The 6620-nt window shown below is 61.9% G+C and carries 4 protein-coding genes; 3 read left to right on the top strand and 1 reads right to left on the bottom strand.

Features of this window, described 5'->3' with window-relative positions:
• Window positions 1-107: 107 nt before the first annotated feature.
• The 3 genes from DKB71_RS24110 (at window position 108) to DKB71_RS24120 (ending at window position 5564) form a co-directional block, all read left to right on the top strand.
• On the top strand, window positions 108-971 hold the full coding sequence (locus DKB71_RS24110) for a formylglycine-generating enzyme family protein (RefSeq protein ID WP_408597872.1): 864 nt from the start codon (window positions 108-110) through the stop codon (window positions 969-971).
• Between the two features lie 241 nt (window positions 972-1212).
• A complete protein-coding gene (locus DKB71_RS24115; RefSeq protein WP_408597874.1) occupies window positions 1213-2862 on the top strand; it encodes a cyclic peptide export ABC transporter in 1650 nt (549 codons plus the stop codon).
• A gap of 233 nt (window positions 2863-3095) precedes the next feature.
• Window positions 3096-5564 carry a TonB-dependent siderophore receptor gene (locus tag DKB71_RS24120; protein WP_408597876.1) on the top strand — a complete coding sequence of 823 codons (2469 nt, stop codon included), beginning with the start codon at window positions 3096-3098 and terminating at the stop codon, window positions 5562-5564.
• A 99-nt stretch (window positions 5565-5663) separates the two neighbouring features.
• On the opposite strand, the gene DKB71_RS24125 is transcribed toward DKB71_RS24120, so the two are convergent.
• A complete protein-coding gene (locus tag DKB71_RS24125; RefSeq protein ID WP_408597878.1) occupies window positions 5664-6620 on the bottom strand; it encodes an alpha/beta hydrolase in 957 nt (318 codons plus the stop codon).

A 6620-nucleotide genomic window follows, 5' to 3' on the forward strand; every position in this document is an offset into this window, starting at 1 on the left:
TGTGTCAGTCGACACTCATGTTGCCTGACACACCGCATTCGCGAGCAAGCCCGCTCCCACAGTGGACCTCGCACGACACCCGTTTTTTTCTTCGATCGAGATGAGTCATGAACCGAAATCTGCTGACCGCCGGACTGGCTGCCCTCCTTGCCAGCCTGCTGCCATCCATTGCCCAGGCCGCCACCGCCCCACCAGCGGGCAAGGTCTTCAAGGACTGCAAAAACTGCCCTGAAATGGTCGTGCTGCCCTCCGGAACCTTCACCATGGGCACCCCCGATGACGAAGTCGGCCGCGAGCCCGATGAAGGTCCGATGCATGAAGTCACCTTCGCCAAGCCCTTCGCCATGAGCCGCTTCCAGATCACCGCCGGTGAATGGGACAGCTATGTGAAAGAAAGCGGCGTGACCATCGCCAACGGCGATACCCGCCCAGGCCGCGAGTGCGTCGCCAGCAAGCCGCGCTACCCGCAGAGCCCGCGCCAGCCGGCGGTGTGCATGAACTTCGACGACGTGAAAAACTATGTCGCCTGGCTGTCGAAAAAAACCGGGCAGAAGTACGGCATGGTCAGCGAGGCCCAACGTGAATACGCCGCACGCGCAGGCACCAAAGGCCCCTTCCCCTTCCCGTTCGATGAAGGCAAGGGATACAGCATCGCCAAACACGCCAACACCTACGGCCCGGCCGACGGTTTCAGCTTCAGCTCGCCGGTGGGCAGCTACCCACCGAACGCCTTCGGCATGTACGACATGCACGGCAACGTCTATGAATGGGTTGAAGACTGCGAACACCCGAACTATGTCGGCGCCCCCACCGACGGCAGCGCCTGGCTGGAAGCCAACTGCGAAGCCGTGCGCATCCGCGGCAACGACTGGGGTGAAGCCCCGGTGTTCTCCCGCTCCGGCAACCGCAACAGCCAGTACCCGCAGGAGCGTGGGGACTGGATGGGCTTTCGCGTAATCCGCGAACTCTAGGCCCGACAGGGTCACCGCATAATCGTTCTTCGCGAGCAAGCCCGCTCCCACACTTGAACGCATCCCGCCTGACGAAACACGGTCGAATGTGGGAGCGGGCTTGCTCGCGAAGACGTAGCGTCAGTCGCTGAAGAAATCAACTGACAACCCACAGTCACCACCAGTCGCCCACTGTCTAAATTAACCCCTCGACCAGACGTTCTACTGGGTATCTGCCTTCCGACCCAAGGAACCGTCTTCCATGACCCAGCCCACCCGCGGCGCCATCGGCGAACTGTTCGCCCTGCTCAAACCCTTTCGACTCATCGTCGCCGCGTCCATTTTCCTGGGCATGGTCGGCGGCCTGAGCGTCACGGTGTTGCTGGCGACCATCAACAATGCCCTGCATTCAGACAGCGGCCTGACCCAGGGCGTGGTCGCGCTGTTCGCCGGCCTGTGCCTGCTGGCGCTGGCCAGTTCGATCTGCTCGGACATCGGCACCAACTACGTCGGCCAGCACATCATTGCCAAGCTGCGCAAACAGTTGGGCGAGAAGGTGCTGTCGGCGCCGATCGAACAGATCGAGCGCTATCGCAGCCATCGCCTGATCCCGGTGCTGACCCACGACGTCGACACCATCAGCGACTTCGCCTTCGCCTTCGCGCCGCTGGCGATTTCCGTCACCGTGACCCTGGGATGCATGGGTTACCTGGCGATCCTGTCGTGGCCGATGTTCCTGATCATGGTCGCCGCGATCCTGATCGGCACCGCGATCCAGGCCTATGCCCAGAGCAAGGGCGTGCAAGGTTTCATGGCCGCCCGCGAGGCTGAGGACGAGCTGCAAAAGCACTACAACGCGATTGCCGAAGGCGCCAAGGAACTGCGCATTCATCGCCCACGCCGCCAGCGCATGTTCACCGCGGGCATCAAGGGCACCGCCGAATTCATCTGCAACACCCAGGTGCGTTCGATCAACACCTTCGTCATCGCCAAGACCTTCGGCTCGATGCTGTTCTTCGTGGTCATCGGCCTGGCCCTGGCCCTGCAAACCTTCTGGCCGAGCGCCGACAAAACCGTGATGAGCGGCTTCGTCCTGGTGCTGCTGTACATGAAAGGCCCGCTGGAGCACTTGATCAGCACCCTGCCGATCGTCAGCCGCGCGCAGATCGCCTTCCGCCGTATCGCCGAACTGTCCGAACAGTTTTCCACCCCGGAACCGCACCTGCTGCTCAGCGACCAGGGTAAGGTCAAGCAGGCCGTGCACGAACTGCAACTGGCGGACGTACGCTACGCCTTCCCGGCGGTCGAGGGGGCGGCGCCGTTCCAGCTGGGCCCGGTCAACCTGTCGATCAAGCAGGGCGACATCACCTTCATCGTCGGCGAGAACGGCTGTGGCAAGACCACCCTGATCAAGTTGCTGCTGGGTCTATACACGCCGCAACAGGGGCAGATCCGGGTCAACGGCGAGGCCATCGACGCGCACAACCGCGACGACTATCGCCAGCTGTTCACCACCATCTTTGCCGACTACTACCTGTTCGACGACGTGGTCCAGGGCGACACGCAGATCCCCGAAGACGCCAACAAATACCTGCAGCGCCTGGAGATCGCGCACAAGGTCAGCGTCAAGGACGGCAACTTCACCACCACCGACCTGTCCACCGGCCAGCGCAAGCGCCTGGCGCTGGTCAATGCCTGGCTGGAAGAGCGCCCGGTACTGGTGTTCGACGAGTGGGCGGCCGACCAGGACCCGACCTTCCGGCGGATTTTCTACACCGAGCTGCTGCCGGACCTCAAGCGCCTGGGCAAGACCATCATCGTGATCTCCCACGACGACCGCTACTTCGACGTCGCCGACCAACTGGTGCGCATGGAAAGCGGCCGGGTCGTGACCGAGCTGACAACCGCCTGATCAAGTCTGGCGCCATTCAAGTGTGGGAGCGGGCTTGCTCGCGAAAGCGTCGTGTCAGGCGACATCAATGCTGACTGACACACCGCCTTCGCGAGCAAGCCCGCTCCCACAGGTTTTGCGCAGTTCCGAACCTTCAAAAAATTATTTTTCCGGTTTCCTGTCAGTGCTCCGTCTTAATAATCATTCCCATTAACAAAAACTTCACAAACACTTTTCAGGAGCACAGGCAAGTAATGCGATCTCTTCCACGCCGTACACCTCTCGCGCTGGCCGTACAGCGCCCGTCACTGCATAAAATCCTGTTGACCAGCGTTCTGCTGACCGCCACCTTGCTGGGGAGCTCGATGGCCAATGCTGCACCTGTGAAAGTCAGTATTTCGGTTCAGCCGCTGTCCAGCGCCCTGACCCAGCTGGGCATGCAGACCAACCTGCAGATCCTCTACAGCCCGGACCAGGTGGCCGGCATCAAGTCCCGTGCGGTGTCCGGCTCGCTGGAGCCTTCCGCGGCCCTGGCCGAGATGCTCAAGGGCACCGGCATTTCATTCCAGATCAACGGCAACAGCGTGACACTGGTGTCCGGCGGCTCGTCGAGCCTGCAACTGGGCGCCACCACCATTTCCGGCCAGGCCCTGGGACTGACCACTGAAGGCACCGACTCCTACACCACGGGCGCGACCACCACCGCCACCAAGCTGCCACTGACCATTCGCGAAACGCCGCAATCGGTGACCGTGGTGACTCGTCAGCAGATGGACGACCGCGGCGTGACCAGCGTCGCCGATGCGCTGCGCAACACCCCGGGTATCACCACCCAGAAATACGACAGCGACCGTACCGAGTTTTCCGCCCGAGGCTTTGCCATCACCAACTTTCAGTACGATGGCGTCAACCTTCCCTACGACGGCGTCTACGGTGAAAACCCCAACAACAGCGATGACGCTGCCAGCCTCGACCACATCGAAGTCATCAAGGGCGCGACTGGCCTGATGACTGGCGCTGGCGACCCGGCGGCCACGGTCAACCTGATCCGCAAGAAGCCCACCAAGGAATTCAAGGCGTCGGTCAGCGCCACTGCCGGTTACTGGGACAACTACCGTACCGAAGGCGACGTCTCCGGCTCGCTGAACGATACCGGCAGCGTGCGCGGCCGCTTCGTTGGCGCCCTGCAGGACAAAGATTCGTACATCGACCACTACAGCCAGAAGAAAGACCTGTACTACGGTGTTCTCGAAGCCGACCTGACCGACGACACCCTGCTGACCCTGGGCGTCGACAAGTCCAGCGCCACCCCGCGCGGCAGTTCCTGGACCGGTAACACGGTTTACTACGCCGACGGCGGCAAAACCGACTTCTCCCGCGGCTTCAACCCGGGCGCCGACTGGAGCCGTCGTGACTTCGACAGCACCACCTACTTCGCAAACCTGGAACAAGCGCTGGCCAACGACTGGAAACTCAAGGTCAGCCTCGACCAGAAAACCACCGATCACGATACCCAACTGGCCTCGGCCAGCGGTGGTTACCCGGACCGCGACACCGGCGAAGGCATGTTCTTTTACCAAGGGCACTGGGAAGGCCATCGCGTGCAGAACACCGCTGACGTGAACGTCTCCGGCCCTTTTTCCCTGGGCGGTCGCGAACATGAACTGGTGGCGGGTTTCATGACCTCCCACTCCCGTCAGACTGGCGCAACCTATGGTAACCCCACCGACTCCGATGGACTGGTGCCGGGCAACATCTTTGACTGGACAGGCCATATAGCGAAGCCGGACTTCCCGAAAAACGGCAAGTACGAACGCACCCAGAGCCAGAACGGCGCTTACCTGGCCACCCGCCTGCGCCCGACCGACGACCTGTCGTTCATCCTCGGCGGCCGTGTCAGTACCTACAAGTACAACGAGGATTACACCTACTACCCCGGCGCCGGCCTGGCCGACACCCACGCCAGCTACAAGGAACACGGCGTCGTCACGCCTTACGCCGGTGTAGTCTATGACCTGGACGATACCTACTCGGTCTGCGCCAGCTACACCAGCATCTACCAGCCACAGATCTACAAGGACGCCAGCGGCAAGACCCTGGATCCGGTTGAAGGCGACAGCTACGAAACCGGTATCAAGGCGGCCTACTTCGAAGGCAAGCTGAACGCCAGTCTGGCCTTGTTCCAGATCGAGCAAGACAACGTCGCGCAGTACGTCACCACCAACACGGACAACGGCCAGGACGTCTATGAGCCAATCGCCGGTGCCAAAACCAAGGGTGTGGAACTGGAACTCGCCGGTGAGCTGGCTGAAGGCTGGAACCTGTCTGCCGGTTACACCTACGCCCGTACCCGCGACCAGGACCATCAACGCATCTACGGTTTCCCACTGGCCACCAGCAAACCGGAACACGTCGCGCGCACCTTCACCACCTACCGCCTGCCCGGCGCACTGGACCAGGTCACCGTCGGTGGCGGCGTGAGCTGGCAGAGCGCATTTTACGGCCAGAGCTTCAGCCCTACCGATGGCAGCACCTCGCTCAAGCAAGGCGGCTACACCCTCGTGGACCTGATGACCCGTTATCAGTACGACGACCACCTGAGCTTCACCGTCAATGCCTACAACGTCTTCGACAAACGCTACCTGACCGGCCTTGGCAACTTCGGCACCACCTTCTACGGCGAACCGCGCAACATGCAGGTCACCGCGAAGTACGACTTCTGAGTCTGAGCTGAAAGAAAAATGCCCGCATTGAGAGATGCGGGCATTTTTTATGGGCGTTACTTCAAAAGCAAAATCAAAAGATCTTCTGCTTATGTCACCTCAAAGCCGCGAGCGCACCCACCCCGCTACCTCCGCATGAATCCCTTCCACCTCCCCCAATAACCCCGCCATGCGCAGAAAGTCATGAGTCATACCCGTCTGCTCCAACAACGTCACCTCATTCCCCGCCGCCCGCAAACGCTCGGCATACTCAAGCCCTTCGTCATGCAACGGGTCATAACCGGCCAGGTACACCAGTGCCGGGGCCAAACCCGACAAATCCTCGGCCAGCAGCGGCGAGCAGCGCCAGTCGGCCAGGTCCTGGGGGGTGCGGGCGTAGTGGGTGTAGAACCAGTCCAGGGTCGGGGTTTCCAGCAGGTAGCCCTCGGCAAAATCCCGGTGTGAGGCGCGGTGGGTGGTGGCGTCGGTGACGGGGTATGCCAGCAGTTGCGCCTTGGGTTTCAGCGCGAGTTCCTGTGGGTCGCGAACAGAGATGATCGACAGCACTGTGGCCAGTGTTGCACCGACGCTGTCGCCGGCCAGGGCCACCCGTGTGGCGTCCAGGCGGCGGGTTGCGCCTTCGCGTAGCAGCCAGTTGCCGGCGTCGCAGGCGTCCTGTACCGGAGTCGGGAAGCGCCATTCTGGGGCCAGGCGATAATCCACGGTCAGCACGGCGAAACCACCCTGCGCTGCCAGGCGACGGCACAGTGCGTCGTGGGAGTCGAGGCTGCCGACCACGTAGCCGCCGCCGTGGAAATAGAGCATCACTGGTTGCAGGGCTTCGACGACTTGGCCGTTGCGATACAGGCGTGCGGCGAGGCTGTGGCCGTCGCGGGCGGGGATGGTGAAGTTTTCGCAGGCGATATTGGCCAGCGGTGTATCGAGGAAGCTTGAGGAGGCTTCGAAGTCGATCCGTGCCTGTTGCGGGGTCTGTTCGTGCATGGGGCGACTTTTGCCGGTCAGGCGGCCGAACTCGGCGAGTTCGAGGAAAGCTTCAAGTTCTGGCAGTACGGCCAT

The organism is Pseudomonas sp. PLMAX, assembly GCF_046042685.1.
Taxonomy (GTDB): domain Bacteria; phylum Pseudomonadota; class Gammaproteobacteria; order Pseudomonadales; family Pseudomonadaceae; genus Aquipseudomonas; species Aquipseudomonas putida_AE.